The sequence below is a fragment of the Dyella sp. 2RAB6 genome (assembly GCF_052115385.1).
Classification (GTDB): domain Bacteria; phylum Pseudomonadota; class Gammaproteobacteria; order Xanthomonadales; family Rhodanobacteraceae; genus Dyella_D.
The window spans coordinates 1-12,948 of sequence record NZ_JBFRGP010000014.1 but is presented as its reverse complement, the minus strand read 5'-3'; the positions used below and the strand labels follow the sequence as shown (position 1 = coordinate 12,948).

The window sequence follows — 12,948 nt, the reverse complement described above, 5'->3', positions numbered from 1 at the left end:
CGGACTCCCTGCGGTGAACGCCCAGGAGATCATCATCGGCTGGGCCACGCCGGTCTTCTTCGTGCTGATCGCGCTGGAGCTGCTGCTGGCGAAGTGGCGCGGCCGCCGCGTGTACCACGCCAGCGATGCGGTCAACAGCCTGTCGCTGGGGGTGATCTCGCAGATCGTGGCGGTGTTCGCCAAGCTGCTGACCCTGGGCATCTACGCCTGGTGTGTCGACCACCTGGCGCTGGCCACGCTGCCGGCCGATCGCTGGTGGGTATGGGTCAGCGGCCTGCTGCTCTACGACTTCCTCTACTACTGGCTGCACCGCGCGGGGCACGAGGTGAACATCCTGTGGGCCGCGCACGTGGTGCACCACCAGAGCGAGGACTACAACCTCAGCACCGCGCTGCGCCAGACCGGCAGCGGCGTGCTGCTGGGCTGGCTGTTCTACCTGCCGATGGCGCTGCTCGGCTTTCCGCTGGAAGTGTTCGCGGTGGTGGCGCTGATCGACCTGCTGTACCAGTTCTGGGTGCATACGGAACTGGTCGGGCGGCTGGGCTGGTTCGACCGCGTGTTCTGCTCGCCCTCCAACCATCGCGCGCACCACGCGGTGAACGAGCGTTACCTCGACCGCAACTACGGCGGCATCCTCATTGTGTGGGACCGCCTGTTCGGTAGCTTCATCGAAGAAGACGACAGCGACCCGCCGGTGTTCGGCACGCGGGCGCCGCTGCGCAGCTGGAATCCGCTGTGGGCGAATGCCGAGGTGTACTGGGCCACCTTGAAGGACGCGTGGCATGCGCGGCGCTGGCGCGACAAGCTGCTGGTGTGGCTGAAGCCGCCGGGCTGGCGGCCGGCCGACGTGGCCGAGCGGTTTCCCAAGCCGGCCTTCGATATCGGCCGTCCGCGTTATGCGCCGCCGTTGCCGCGTAGCTTGACCGCCTATGGCATCGCGCAGTTCGCGCTGCTGTTGCTGATGGGCGTGTGGTTTCTGGATATGGCCAAGCGGATGCCCGCCTCGGCGCTGCTGGCCTATGCGGCCTTCCTGCTTTTCAGCCTTACCGCGCTGGGCGTACTGCTGGAAGGCCGGCGCGCCGGCAGCTGGCTGGAAGCGGCGCGGCTGGCGTTGACCGCGCTCGCCGCGGTGGCGACCGGCGGCTGGTTCGGCGCCGCCGCCGCACCACCCGCGCTGGCGCCGGCCATCGTCACGCTGTGCCTGGGCAGCGCCGCCGCCCTGGCCACCATCCGCCTGCGTACGCGCCAGCCCGCCTAGGCGCGCGCACCCGCAGCATGGCGGGGCGGGGGCCATTCGTTATCATCGCCGCTTCATTTGCAGTGGGAACGAAGCGATGAGCGTGGTCAGCAAGCTAATCCGCCACAAGTCGGTCGAGCAATTGCAGGCGGACGTCGGCAAGCGCGGCGACTTCCGCCGCGTGCTCGGGCTGTGGCAGCTCACCGCGATCGGTATCGGCGGCATCATCGGCGTCGGCGTGTTCGTGCTGGCCGGCCAGCAGGCAGCGCTCAACGCCGGCCCCGCGGTGGCGCTCTCGTTCCTGATCGCCGGCATCGCCAGCGCGGCCGCCGCGCTGTGCTACGCGGAGTTCGCCGGGCTGATCCCGGTCACCGGCAGCGCCTACACCTATGGCTATGCGGTGCTGGGCGAACTGGCGGCGTGGCTGATCGGCTGGGATCTGTTGCTGGAGTACGCGCTGATCGTCGCGGTGGTGGCGATCGGCTGGTCCGGCTATGTGCAATCGGCGCTGGCCAGCATCGGCGTGGACCTGCCGCTATGGGCGAAGGGCGCCATCGGCACCGGCGACGGCCACGTGTTCAACCTGGTGGCGGCGCTGGTGACGCTGGGCGTATCGGCGCTGCTGATCTTCCGCACTGAGTGGGGCGCGCGCTTCAACACCCTGGTGGTGGCGATCAAGGTGGCCGCGGTGGCGCTGGTGATCGGTATTGGCGCGTTCTATGTGAAGCCCGAGAACTGGGTGCCGTTCATTCCGCAGCGCATCGTCGGCCCGGATGGCGTGGGCCATTTCGGTTTCCAGGGCGTGGCGACGGCGGCGGCGGTGGTGTTCTTCGCGGTGTTCGGCTACGACACGCTGACCACCGCGGCCGAGGAGTCGAAGAATCCGCAGCGCGATCTGCCGCGCGCGGTGCTGCTGTCGCTGGGCATCTCGATGACGATGTACCTGGCGGTGTCGATGGTGCTGACCGGCATCGCGCACTACACCACCTTGAAGACCGATGCGCCGGTGGCGGATGCGTTCAAGGGGCTGGGTTTGCCGTGGGTGGCGCTGACGGTGTCGGTGTCGGCGGTGTTCGGCCTGATCAGCGTGCTGTTCGCTTTCATGTTGGGCGCGACGCGGATCTGGTTTGCGCTGGCGCGCGATGGTCTGCTGCCGGGCTGGTTCGCCAAGCCGCATCCGCGTTACGGCACGCCGCATCGGCCGACGGTGGTGCTGGGGGTGTTTACTGCTTTGGTGGCTGGTTTGTTGCCGATCGAAGAGGTGGCGAAGCTGGTCAATATCGGTGTGTTGTCCGCTTTCATCGTGATCTGTTCGTCGGTGTTGATTTTGCGCAAGCGCAAGCCGGATCTGCATCGCTCGTTCCGCACGCCGCTGGTGCCGTTGGTGCCGCTGGTGGGGATCGCGTTTTCGATCTGGTTGTTGTCGGAGTTGCCGTTGGTGACCTGGGAGGTGTTTCTGATCTGGGTGACCATTGGCCTGGCCGTTTATTTCTTCTACGGCATGCATCACAGCAAGCTCGAAAAAGCCTGACCTGTCTGCCCGGCGGTGCGGCGTGGGTTGGGGTGAGCGCAGCGAACCCCAACGTTCGCGTCTTCGTGCGCCGCGCGATGTTGGGGTTCGCCGGAGGCTCACCCCAACCTGCGCCGGGCTCTGACGCTGCGTGAGGTCGGTTTTCACATGACCTCTGGCATGCGGTCCCGCGCCCGCATCGGCCTAGCATCCCGGGGCATCATTCAACGAGGGGAGATGGCCGTATGTTCGCCAGGACGTTGCTGGGGTGGTCGGTGGCATTGGCGTTGGGCGCGGTGCCGTTGGCGCAGGCGCAGTCGGCGGATCCGGTAGATCAGGCTTATCCGGGGACGTTGGCGCTCAAGCTGGATCTCACGGATGCGCCGAAGCGGATCTACCGCATCGTGGAGACCATCCCGGTCAAGCCGGGGGCGCTCTCGCTGTACTACCCGAAGTGGATTCCGGGCGAGCATATTCCGTCGGGTCCGATCAACAACGTCAGCGGGCTGATCATCACGGCCAACGGCAAGCAGGTGCCGTGGCGGCGCGATCTGCGCGACATGTTCACGCTGCATCTGGACGTGCCCGAAGGTGCGAGCAACCTGCAGTTGGAATTCCAGTTCCTGGCGCCGGGTGAAGAGGGTGGCGGGCTGTATGGCGCGACGGGTTCGGCGACGCCGAAGCTGGTGGATATCGAATTCAATCAGGTGCTGTTCTATCCGGCCGGCTACTACGCCAGCCGCATCGAGGTGCAGCCGACGCTGACGCTGCCGCGCGACTGGAAATTCGCCAGCGCGTTGGACGTGGGCGAGCAGACGGGGGCGCAGGTTGCGTTCAAGCCGGTGAGCCTGGAAAAGCTGGTCGATTCGCCGGTGATCGCGGGCGAGCACTTCAAGCGCGTGCAGTTGAGTACGGATGCGAAGGGGCCGGTGTATCTGGATATCGTCGCCGACGATCCGGGCAACCTGAAGCTCAGCGACAAGCAGGAAGCGCAGCACAAGGCGCTGGCGGTGCAGGCGGTGAAGCTGTTCGGTGCGCGGCATTACGCGCATTACGATTTCCTGCTGACCTTGTCCGATCACAACGGTTCGTTCGGGCTGGAGCACCAGCAGTCCAGCGACGACCGCTTGCCGCCGGCCTTCCTGACCGACGACAACATGTATCTGTCGGCGGCGTTCGTGCTGCCGCACGAGTTCGTGCATTCGTGGAACGGCAAGTTCCGGCGGCCGCACGACCTGTGGACGCCGAACTACAACGTGCCGATGCAGGGCGATCTGCTGTGGGTCTATGAGGGCCTTACCAACTACTACGGCGAAGTGCTGACCGCGCGCTCGGGCATGTGGACGGCGGAACAGTACCGCGACTGGATCGCCGAGACGCAGGCGGCGATGGTCAATCGCACCGGCCGGCAATGGCGTTCGCTGCAGGACACCGCCGATGCGGTGCAGCTCACTTCCTCGCAGGGTTCGCGCTGGGCCAACCGCATGCGCGGCGTCGACTATTACCCCGAAGGCACCTTGCTGTGGCTGGAGGCGGACAGCCGCATCCGCGAGCTCAGCGGCGGCAAGCGTTCGCTGGATGATTTCGTGCGCGCCTTCCATGGCGTGCAGGACGGCAGCCAGGTGCCGCTGACTTACACCTTCGACGACGTGGTGGCGACCTTGAACAAGGTGCAGCCCTACGACTGGGCCGCCTTCCTGCATGAGCGGCTGGACGCCACCGGCGACAAGCTGCCCGCGCAGGGCGTGGAGCAGGCGGGCTGGAAGCTGGAGTACAACGACGAGCCGTCATCGGTGCGCAAGGCGGTCGAAGGCGTGCGGCATTCGCTCAACCTGCTGTATGGCATCGGCTTCGCGGTCAGCAGCGACGGCAAGCTCAGCGACGTGCAATGGGGCGGACCGGCATTCAAGGCAGGCCTGGTGCCGGGGCTGAAGCTGGTGGCGGTGAACGGGCGCGATTATTCGGCCGATGGGCTGAAGGACGCGATCAAGGCGGCCAAGGAGAAGGGCGGTGCGATCCAGCTGCTGGTGAAGAACAACGAGTTCTTCCAGACCGTGTCGATCGACTATCGCGACGGCCTGCGTTATCCGCACCTGACCCGCGCCACCGGCGCGGACCGGCTGGGGCAGATCGCCGCGCCGCTGAAGTAAATCGCTGCATGGCCAAAAGAAAAGGGCGCCCGTTGGGGCGCCCTTTTTGCTTGCTTGCGCGAAAAGCTGCGCTTAGAAGCGGTACTCGAGCGAAGCCGAGTAAGCCGCCACGTTGACGTTGGCCTGCGACTGGCTGGCGCCGGCGCGGCCGTACTTCACGCGGTAGTTGTCGTAGTTGAGCGCCAGCGCGACGTTATCGGTCACGTTGTAGCCCACGCCCACGCCGGCGTACCAGCCGTTGTTCCAGCTCTTCTCGCTGGTGTGCAGGTTGCCGTAGGTGGTCTCGGCGGTGGTGCGCGAACGCAGGTAGCCGCCGTGGCCGGTGACGAACCAGGAGCCGTAGAAGTCGTACTTGGCATTCACGCCGAGGATCACGGCCTTCGGCTGGAAGCCGACCGTGACCGGGCCGATGTACTGCTTGGCCTGGCCCAGCGAGGTGTAGCCGACTTCGGCGCCGACGATGTTGTTCCAGCGCCAGCCGAAGCGCACGCTCTGGAACACGTCGGACTTGTCGGACAGGCCGCCGACGCGGTAGTTGCTCTGACCGAGGTTGCCGGTCACGAAGAAGTTGTTGAGCTGGTTGCTGCTGGCGGCGGCGTCATCGGCCTGGGCAGCGAACGGGGACAGGGCAGCAGCGGCCAGCACGGCCGAGAGCAGAAGCTTGTTCATGGAGAACTCCATTTTTCTTTTTTGGGGATTCCGCGGCGGCGATCTGAGGGGGAAATCGTCGCAACGGCCCGCGTGGGGTATCGCGGAACACGAAGGATAAGGGCGTTTTTACATTTCCAAACCCCGCGCAGGATTCCAAGGAAAGGCATGGTTCAGCCTGCTGCATGACCTCTGGCAGGGGGAGCGGTGCGCCGCTGCGGTCTAGCATCAAACGGTCATGTTCCGTTCAACGTCCGCCTGGGCGTTGCGCGTTTGCCACCAGGAGACCGTTTTGAAAGCTTCGCGCCTCGCTTCCGCCATCCTTGCCGCGGGCTTCGGCCTGTGCGGCTTCGCCGTTCAAGCCGACGTCCCGGCACCGCAGGACGTACCGTTCAACGGCACGCTCAAGGTGAGCGTGGATGCCACCGACCTCGCCCGCCGCATCTTCCGCGTGCACGAATCGGTGCCGGCGCAGCCGGGCCCGCTGACCCTGCTGTATCCGCAGTGGCTGCCCGGCAACCATTCGCCGTCCGGCCCGATCGACAAGCTGGCGGGCCTGAAGGTGTCGGCCAACGGCAAGGAACTGAAGTGGACGCGCGATCCGCTCAACGTCTACGCCTTCCACGTCGAGGTACCGCAGGGCGCCAGCAGCGTGGACGTGGATTTCCAGTTCCTCTCCCCGCAGGACACCCGCCAGGGCCGCGTGGTGATGACGCCGGAAATGCTCAACGTGCAGTGGAATACGGTGACGCTGTATCCGGCCGGCTATGTCGCCGCCCGCATCCAGGCCGAAGCCAGCGTGAAGTTCCCGGCCGGCTGGCAGTTCGGCACCGCGCTTGAGCAGGCTTCGCGCGATGGCGACACGGTGACCTTCAAGCCGATCAAGTTCGACGACCTGGTCGACTCGCCGATCTACGCCGGCAAGTACTTCAAGCGCGTGGATCTGGACCCGGGTGCGAAGACGCCGGTGTTCCTCAACATCGTGGCCGACGATCCGAAGTACCTGGAGATCAAGCCCGAGCAGCTGAAGGCGCACCAGAACCTGGTACAACAGATGTACAAGATGTACGGCGCGCACCACTACAACCATTACGACTTCCTGTTCTCGCTCAGCGACAAGATGAGCGGCAACGGCCTGGAGCACCATCGCTCCAGCGAGAACGGCGTGGGTCCGAACTACTTCACCGAGTGGGACAAGAACGTGCTGGCGCGCGACCTGCTGCCGCATGAGTTCAACCATTCCTGGGACGGCAAGTACCGTCGCGGCGCGGACCTGTCCACGCCGAACTTCAACGTGCCGATGCAGGACAGCCTGCTGTGGGTGTACGAAGGCCAGACCCAGTTCTGGGGTTACGTGATGGCCGCGCGCTCGGGCCTGTGGAAGCCGGAAGAAGCGCGCGACATGCTCGCCAACGTCGCCGCCAACTACGACAAGGGCCGCCCGGGCCTGCAGCAGTGGCGCAACATCCAGGACACCACCAACGATCCGATCATCGCCCAGCGCCGGCCGTTGCCTTACCGCAACTACCAGATGAGCGAGGACTATTACTCCGGCGGCCAGATGATCTGGCTGGAAGTGGACGGCAAGCTGCGTTCGCTGACGGGCAACAAGAAGTCGATCGACGATTTCGGCAAGGCCTTCTTCGGCATGAACAATGGCGAATGGGCGGTCAACACCTACACCTTCGAGGATGTGGTGAAGACGCTCAACGACATCCAGCCGTTCGACTGGGCCAGCTACCTGCGCGAGCGCCTTGACGGCCACGGCCCGCTGATCGGCGGCATCGAGGCTCACGGCTGGAAGCTGGTCTACAACGACAAGCCCTCGGCGGTGGTGAAGGCGGCCGAGGCCCGTTTCGGCGGCGCCAACCTGGTGTATTCGCTGGGCGTGTCGCTGGGCAAGGGCGGCGACATCATGGACGTGCTGTGGGACGGCCCCGCCTTCAAGGCCGGCCTGTCGCCGGGCATGAAGATCGTCGCGGTCGACGGCAAGGAGTTCTCCAGCGATGCGGTCAAGGACTCGGTAACCGCCGCGGCCAAGGACAAGAGCAAGCCGGTGGAACTGCTGGTGAAGAATTTCGACCAGTACCAGACCCTGCGCATCGACTACCACGATGGCCTGAAGTACCCGCACCTGGAGCGTGTCGAAGGCAAGCCGGACCAGTTGTCCGAGTTGCTCAAGGCGCGCTGAGCCTCCCAGCGCTCAGCCAAGCGAAAGGCCCGCCGCCAGGCGGGCCTTTTCGTATCCGGGGCCCTCGTCGCACGCCTCGCCTCAAGCCGCTATACTCCGCGTTCGCCGCCGCCCGACAGGACGGCAGGCGGTCTCGCAGCACCACGCGCCCGTAGCTCAGCCGGATAGAGTAGTGGCTTCCGAAGCCATTGGTCGGGGGTTCGAATCCCTCCGGGCGCGCCATTCCCTTTGCTTCGAAATCTGCGCGATACCGTCGCGCCGTATGTGTCGGCGCCGTCGGCGCATGCCCCGGGCTTGCCAGGTTCTGCGCGTCCGCATCGATCGGGCGAGCGCGGCGCCGTGGGTGCCGAAGTGGCGCGTGAGCCGAATATCGACCATAATCGGCTCATCTCGTGAGCCGAATAAACGGTGTAATCGGCTCACCCCATGGAGCCCACCGCATGGATAACCCCCGTTGGATCTGGCAGCAGCCAGACTGGCCGACCTTCCGCTGGCACCCCAAGACGCTGGCGCCGCTGTTGCGCTCCTGCCAACAATTGCAGGGGCGCCTGCTCGGCATGGCCGGCGCGATCGCCGGCGACGAACAGGTCGAGGGGGAACTCGACACGCTGCTGCAGAACATCATCACCTCGTCCGCGATCGAAGGTGAGCACCTCAATGTGGCCTCGGTCCGCTCGTCGCTGGCGCGGCGCTTGGGCGTGACGCAGGACGAGACGGCATCCACCACCCCGCGCAGCGAAGGCCTGGCCGAGCTGATGCTCGACGCGACCAGGCACGACGGCGAGCCACTGACCACGCAGCGCCTGTTCGATTGGCATGCATGGCTGTTCGCGCAGCAGGATTCGTTGCTGGCGCGGCCGATCCGTGTCGGTGGCCTGCGCGGCAACGAGCCGATGCAGGTGGTTTCCGGCCGTCTCGATCGCCCCACCGTGCATTTCGAAGCGCCGCCGCGTACGGGGCTGGAAGCGCAGCTCGATGCTTTCCTGGCGTGGTTCAACAGCAGCCGCGAGGAAGCGACACTCGATCCCTTGCTGCGCGCCGGGCTGGCGCACTTCTGGTTCGTCACGCTGCACCCGTTCGACGACGGCAATGGCCGCCTGACCCGCGCCATCACCGACCTGGCCCTGGCGCAGGCGGAACATCAGGCCATCCGCTTCTACACCATGTCGGCCAGCATCCTGGCCGATCGCGCCGGCTACTACCGCGTACTCGAAACCAGCCAGAAGGCCACGCTAGATGTCACGCCGTGGCTGCAGTGGTTTCTCACCACGTTGCAGCACAGCCTGCAGGAAGCCCTGCAGCGCATCGACCGCGTGCTGGCCAAGGCGCGCTTCTGGCAGCAGCACCCGTACCAGGGTCTGCTGGCGGAACAGGTCAAGGTGCTCAATCGCCTGCTGGAAGGCGGCGAGCGCGGCTTCGAGCAGGGCATCAGTGCTGCGAAGTACCAGGTCGTGGCCAAGGTATCCAAGGCCACCGCCACCAGGCATCTGGCCGACCTGGTCGACAAGGGCTACCTGGAACGCCTGCCGGGAGGCGGCCGCAATACGCGTTATCAGGCGAAGAACTGAGGTTCGCCGGCAAGCCTGTTTAGAGGCCGCCTCGAGCCAGCGTATTAAGCGCTGGCCCCGAGCTGCTGCGATTCGCCCGCCACCATGCGCGTCGACGATGCCCCCATCCACGTAGCGACCACCCGGTTGCGCCCTTCGCTCTTGGCGCGGTACAGCGCGTGGTCTGCGCGCACCAGCAGTTCGCTGACGTCGTAGCCGGCGCTGTGGGTGTCGGCGACGCCGAAGCTGGCCGAGACGGACAGCTCGCCGCTGTCCAGCGGGGACAGTGCGCCGATCGCCGCGCGCAGCTGTTCGGCGCGCTCCAGTGCGTGGTCGGACGGGCAATCGGGCAGCAGCACGGCGAACTCTTCGCCGCCCAGGCGTCCGAACACTTCGCGCGGGCCGAGCAGTGCGCGGCAGGCTTCGACGATGTGCTTGAGCGTGTGGTCGCCCACGGCGTGGCCGAAGGTGTCGTTGATCAGCTTGAAATGATCCAGGTCGAGGATCACCAGTGCGGCCGGCTGGCGTGTCTTCGCCGCCGACTGCAAGGCCAGTTCGGCTTGGTCGATGAAATGCTTGCGGTTGCAGATGCCGGTGAGGCTGTCCAGCCGCGACAGCCACATGAAGCGCAGCTGCGAGCGCTTGAGCCGGTAGATCCACAGCGTGATGAAGCCCAGCACCATCAGCAGCAGGGCGATGTACAGGCGGCTGGCTTCCACCGCCTTGCGATCCAGCGCCTGCTGCAGCTGCAGGATCTGGTTCTGCTTGTTGAGCGTGTCCAGCTGCAGCCGGCCGGACAGCACCTGCTGCTTCACCACCTGGTAGGCCAGCGCCTTGGCGGAGACGTCGTCCAGATAGCCCTTGTCGGCCACCATGTACTGCTCGAGATAAGCCAGCGCCGCAGCCAGGTCGCCCTGCTTGCGCGCCACGCGGTACAGCACCTGATAGGCCATGCCCAGCGGTGCGGTGTATTCGCCCTTGATGCTGTTCTGCACCGCGGCGAGCGCGTGCTTGCGCGCCTCGGCCAGGTTGCCCAGGCTCAGGTGCGCCTTGGCCAGCGCGGCGTCGAACTGCGCGATCAGGGTCTGGTAGCCGTCGTGCTGCACGTCGGCGTAGTTGCGCGTGAGCACGGCGATGGCCTGGGTGGCTTCGCCGCGTTCGAGGTCGGCGACGGCCAGTTCCGCGCGCAGCGTGTTGGCGTAAACGGTTTCGCCGACGGCGACGCAACGCTCGATCGCCTGGTCCAGCTGCTCGCGCGCGTTCGGCTTCTCGCTGCGGTACGCGGCCTCGGCCTTGAAGAACAGCCCTTTGCACGGGCCTTCGCCGGGCGAGAGGTTCTTCAGCATCTCGTCCGCATATTGCGCGGCGAGGTCGTATTGGCCGGCGGCGACCAGCAGCTGCGCGGCTTCGCCCAGGCCTTGCAGGCGTGCGCGCTTGTCGGTGATCTGCGGCAGCTGGCTGGTGAGCTTGTCCAGCCGGGTGAAGGCTTCTTCGTAGCGATGGCCGATGCCGAGGATGTTGATCGAGGTCGCCGTGGCGCGGAAACGCAGCGTGGCGTCGACGTCCTGCGCGATCACCTGGTCCAGCAGCGGGCCGGCGCGCTCGTAGTCGCCGTAGTACGCCACGTCCCAGGCTTTGAGATAGCGCAGATGCCATTGCTGCTGCGGCGACAGCTGCGGCAGCTCCGGCTCCATCTGCAGCAGCAGCTTGGCGAAGGTGCCGTGGTCGGAGGTCTTGATGCTGTCGGCCACGTCCAGCAGCGCGGGCGGGGTATCGGCGGCGCCGGCCTCGATAGCGGCGGCTGCCAGCGGCCACAGCAGACACGCCCCGGCGATGAGAAGTCCATAACCCCAGAGGCCGGGACGCCGCATGCCGAGGCGCCCGTTCACGCGACGACGGCCTCGCGCCGCAGGCTTTCTTCCGCCGGGGACGGCGGCTCGCCTTCGCCCTCGTCTTCCTGCTCTTCTTCTTCCTCTTCGGCCGGCAGCTGCACAGCCATCAGCGTGCCCAGGCCCAGCAGCGCCTGCAGGCCTGCGGCGTCGCCGGCGAGCACGGCGGCGCCGTGCTGCGGTTCCAGGCGCGCCTCGGCCAAAGCCAGTTCCAGCTCGGCGTCGGGCGCGTCGCGCAGGCGGGCGTCTGCGCCCATGCGCTCCAGGAACTTGATGATGTCGGACATGTACTCCCCCTGCGATTTCGTGTTCCAGCTTGTGCGATGGCCCGTTGGCGGCGCCATCTTTATAGAGACCCGTTTTGACCGGGCCTATCGAACCATCTCAATCAAATCAGCCTCTTCAAACCCGCCGACCGCAGCCAGCGCACGCAGGGACGGGGGCCGTCGCGCGGCGCCGGCGCGAAACGAAAGAGCGTTGCGATGTCCCCCGACCCTGGGTCCGCGCGGCGGAAATGGAGCTTCCGTGCGGACGGTCGCCGGCATCATAGCCCGGCTTTTCGCGCCGCGTGTGATGGAAAAACCGCCAAAGCAGCTTGTATGCCAGGGGTTAGGGTGGCTTCCGGCAGGGCGCCGGAAGGGTCAGTGGATACGGTGCCAGGCGACCGGCTCGGCCTCGGGCTCGGCCTCAAGCTCGGCGGCCAGATGCAGGAACAGGATCGGCCGCACGGCGCCGAAGCAGGCGATGCCGTCGAACAGCGGCGCCCAGTCGCGGCCGGGCAGCTGGTAGTCGAGGGCGCCCGGCGTGCGGCGTTTGGGCGTGGCGGCTTCGCGGCTGGCAGGCGCAAGGCCGAGGAATTCGATGAGAGCAACCGGCGTGGTGCGCATGATGTCCACCTCCCCTTGCGTGATGGACCTTCGCTGAGCTTCGGCACCGATTCTGCGCGGGCACGCGGGGAAATCCTCTACCTCGTGCCGGCTATGCCTGGCCTATGGCTTTCCACCGATGTGCCGCCGGGAAGAGCGAAAGGCGAGTAGCGAGGGCGCCGTCATGTACACGCCCGGCCGGTTCACCGACAAGAGCCTCGCCGCGCGTGACAGGGGCGTACGCGCACAGGCTTGTGCCCTCGTTACTCGCCTTTCGCTCCTGCTCGGAGCGTCAGCGGAAGCGCAGGTTAGGCGCCGCCGCGGAGCATGTCGATGTCACTTAAGGCGGGCCTGGCCTCGGCCGAAAGCGACCCGCCGGGCGGCCGTTACAGCCGCGATACGCCTACCGGCCGGCTCCTGCTAGCCTTGGCTGCTGCGGCCGGCAAAGGCCGTTCTTTTGGAAGGCGTCCTACATGCGGAACCTGGAAGAGGCCCGGATCGCCATCATCGGCCTGGGCTACGTCGGCCTGCCCCTGGCCGTGGAATTCGGCAAGAAGTACGACACGGTGGGTTTCGATATCCGCGCCGCGCGGGTGGAAGAACTGCGTGCCGGTAAGGATGCGACGCTGGAAGTGGATGCCGAGGAACTGCAGTCCGCCACGCGCTTGCGCTACAGCCATGCGCTGGAAGATCTGCGCGACCGCAACGTCTATATCGTGACGGTGCCGACGCCGATCGATGCGGCGAAGCGGCCGGATCTTGGGCCGCTGGTAAAGGCCAGCCAGATGCTGGCGACGGTACTCAAGCGCGGCGATATGGTGGTGTACGAGTCCACCGTCTATCCCGGCTGCACCGAGGAAGTGTGCGTGCCGTTGCTGGAGGCGGGCTCGGGCCTGAAGTTCAACCAGGA

Annotated in this window: 10 protein-coding genes and 1 tRNA gene; 7 read left to right on the top strand and 4 right to left on the bottom strand. The window is 66.2% G+C overall.

The window, feature by feature from the left end:
* Nucleotides 1-13 precede the first annotated feature (13 nt).
* The 3 genes from AB4083_RS17355 to AB4083_RS17345 all read left to right on the top strand — a co-directional run bounded on the left by AB4083_RS17355 (nt 14) and on the right by AB4083_RS17345 (nt 4,897).
* The gene (locus AB4083_RS17355; protein ID WP_441609410.1) at nt 14-1,258 is read left to right on the top strand and encodes a sterol desaturase family protein; all 1,245 of its coding nucleotides are present in this window, start codon (nt 14-16) and stop codon (nt 1,256-1,258) included.
* Nucleotides 1,259-1,334: 76 nt separating this feature from the next.
* Nucleotides 1,335-2,768 carry an amino acid permease gene (locus tag AB4083_RS17350; protein WP_441609408.1) on the top strand — a complete coding sequence of 478 codons (1,434 nt, stop codon included), beginning with the start codon at nt 1,335-1,337 and terminating at the stop codon, nt 2,766-2,768.
* 224 nt (nt 2,769-2,992) lie between these two features.
* Nucleotides 2,993-4,897 carry a M61 family metallopeptidase gene (locus AB4083_RS17345; RefSeq protein ID WP_441609406.1) on the top strand — a complete coding sequence of 635 codons (1,905 nt, stop codon included), beginning with the start codon at nt 2,993-2,995 and terminating at the stop codon, nt 4,895-4,897.
* A 72-nt stretch (nt 4,898-4,969) separates the two neighbouring features.
* Here the strand turns inward: AB4083_RS17345 and AB4083_RS17340 are convergent, their stop codons facing one another.
* A complete protein-coding gene (locus tag AB4083_RS17340; protein ID WP_441609404.1) occupies nt 4,970-5,566 on the bottom strand; it encodes an outer membrane beta-barrel protein in 597 nt (198 codons plus the stop codon).
* Between the two features lie 271 nt (nt 5,567-5,837).
* On the opposite strand from AB4083_RS17340, the gene AB4083_RS17335 reads away from it, so the two are divergent.
* The 3 genes from AB4083_RS17335 (at nt 5,838) to AB4083_RS17325 (ending at nt 9,304) form a co-directional block, all read left to right on the top strand.
* Entirely contained in the window at nt 5,838-7,736 is a 1,899-nt protein-coding gene (locus AB4083_RS17335; protein ID WP_441609402.1) for a M61 family metallopeptidase, read from the top strand.
* A 145-nt stretch (nt 7,737-7,881) separates the two neighbouring features.
* Nucleotides 7,882-7,958: transfer RNA gene (locus AB4083_RS17330), tRNA-Arg, on the top strand.
* Between the two features lie 218 nt (nt 7,959-8,176).
* The gene (locus AB4083_RS17325) at nt 8,177-9,304 is read left to right on the top strand and encodes a Fic family protein (protein ID WP_441609400.1); all 1,128 of its coding nucleotides are present in this window, start codon (nt 8,177-8,179) and stop codon (nt 9,302-9,304) included.
* Nucleotides 9,305-9,348: 44 nt separating this feature from the next.
* Here the strand turns inward: AB4083_RS17325 and AB4083_RS17320 are convergent, their stop codons facing one another.
* The 3 genes from AB4083_RS17320 to AB4083_RS17310 all read right to left on the bottom strand — a co-directional run bounded on the left by AB4083_RS17320 (nt 9,349) and on the right by AB4083_RS17310 (nt 12,059).
* Nucleotides 9,349-11,154 carry a diguanylate cyclase gene (locus AB4083_RS17320; RefSeq protein WP_441609398.1) on the bottom strand — a complete coding sequence of 602 codons (1,806 nt, stop codon included), beginning with the start codon at nt 11,152-11,154 and terminating at the stop codon, nt 9,349-9,351.
* Nucleotides 11,155-11,168: 14 nt separating this feature from the next.
* Entirely contained in the window at nt 11,169-11,459 is a 291-nt protein-coding gene (locus AB4083_RS17315; protein WP_441609396.1) for a hypothetical protein, read from the bottom strand.
* Nucleotides 11,460-11,813: 354 nt separating this feature from the next.
* Nucleotides 11,814-12,059 carry a hypothetical protein gene (locus AB4083_RS17310; RefSeq protein ID WP_441609394.1) on the bottom strand — a complete coding sequence of 82 codons (246 nt, stop codon included), beginning with the start codon at nt 12,057-12,059 and terminating at the stop codon, nt 11,814-11,816.
* 452 nt (nt 12,060-12,511) lie between these two features.
* Here AB4083_RS17310 and AB4083_RS17305 point away from each other — a divergent pair.
* Nucleotides 12,512-12,948 (top strand): NAD(P)-binding domain-containing protein (locus AB4083_RS17305; protein ID WP_441609392.1); only part of this gene is annotated, 437 nt, incomplete at its 3' end.